This is a genomic window from Psychrobacter glacincola, from assembly GCF_965118485.1.
Lineage (GTDB): Bacteria > Pseudomonadota > Gammaproteobacteria > Pseudomonadales > Moraxellaceae > Psychrobacter > Psychrobacter glacincola_D.
This window is the reverse complement of record NZ_CBCPJH010000078.1, coordinates 1-1,507: the sequence shown is the minus strand read 5'-3', so window position 1 is coordinate 1,507 and position 1,507 is coordinate 1. Positions and strand designations below refer to the sequence as shown.

Sequence of the window (1,507 nt, the reverse complement as noted above, 5' to 3'; positions counted from 1 at the left end):
ATTTGTGAAGTGTGTAATTTGTACGTTATATTATTGGTATCTTTAAATAATGGGCTACCATGCAAATGACCCCTGCCGTCAATCCCGTATATATAAACTTGGGAGATTTTGATTACGCAGCCTGACGATAATAATCAAACCACACCTGTCTTGGCGATTTATAGCCTAAACCCTTTTGAATCCTAGTCTGATTATAATATAACTCAATATATCCAATGATATCTCTGATAGCTGCAAACCTTGTTTTATAGTCTTGGTGATATACTAGCTCGTTCTTCAATATGCCCCAGAAGCTTTCTATGGGTGCGTTGTCAAAGCAGTTGCCTTTACCGCTCATTGAACCTGTAAACTGATGCTGCTTGATGATCTTGTGGTAAGCATGGCTACAGTACTGACTGCCTCTGTCAGAGTGAACGACTAGCCCTTTGCTTGGTTGTTTATTCTTGATGCCCATGTTCAATGCTTTGCATACTAGATCTGCGGTCATTCGCTTATTGATCGCATAGCCGACCAGCTCTTTGGTATATAAATCTTTGACTCCCGCTAAATACAACCAGCCCTCAAGCGTCCAAATATAGGTGATGTCACTGGCCCACGCTTGGTTAGGGCGACTGGCATCAAACTCTTGATCCAACACGTTTGGATAGACCAGTTTGTTGTGATTGGAGTCGGTGGTGACTTTAAAGCGTTTGTGGCGACGGCATTTGATGCTGTATTCCTCTTTGATGCTTCTGACCATGTAGGGACTGATGTTATGACCTTGCTCACTTAGATGCGCATGCAGACGCTCAACACCATAGCGCTCATGAGTTTCACTGTGAGCGGCTTTAACGAGTAGCTCACAATGGTTGCGATGTATCTGCTGCTCGCTGATATCGCGACTCAGCCAGTCGTAGTAACTTGAATGCTTAACCCTTAGCACGCGGCACATAGTGGTGATGGTAAAGAAGTGCTGGTTATCTTTGATGAAGGCGTACCTGACTAGCTGTTTTTCGCGAAGTACGCCGTCGCCTCACTCGAGCATAGCTCTCCCCTTGCGTCGGGGCGAAGCAGTGCTTCGCTTTATCCCTCCTCATTTAGTATCTCGCGCTCCTCTTCGGCAACTTTGAGCTGTCGTTTGAGCTGCTTTATTTCTTGAAGAGCTGTCATAAGATCAGGGTCGTATTGCTCTGTGCCTTTGAGCTTGCCTTGGTTGGCTTTGTTATGCCAATTCGATAGCGTTTGCATGGCAATGCCAAGCTGCTTTGCGGTTGCTGAGATATTGCCATTATTGTCTGATATCTTCTTAACGGCTTCAGCTTTAAATTCTGTGCTATAGGTTCTTATTTTCTTGACCATGATAAACTCCGATTAATATGCTTAGTTTACCAAGTTTACTTGTACGGTTTCTTCAGCATAGCTCAGCATTTGCAATACGCTTTTCAATAGGTGTGCGTCAATACTTATCTGTAACTGAATGGCAGCACTCAACCGCCTCATACTAATGTTTTATGACTAATACAAGTAA

1 pseudogene is annotated in these 1,507 nt (G+C 43.8%); it reads right to left on the bottom strand.

What is annotated here, in order from left to right:
* Positions 1 to 112: 112 nt before the first annotated feature.
* Positions 113 to 1,338: pseudogene (locus tag ACMHKH_RS14590) on the bottom strand (IS3 family transposase).
* Positions 1,339 to 1,507 lie beyond the last annotated feature (169 nt).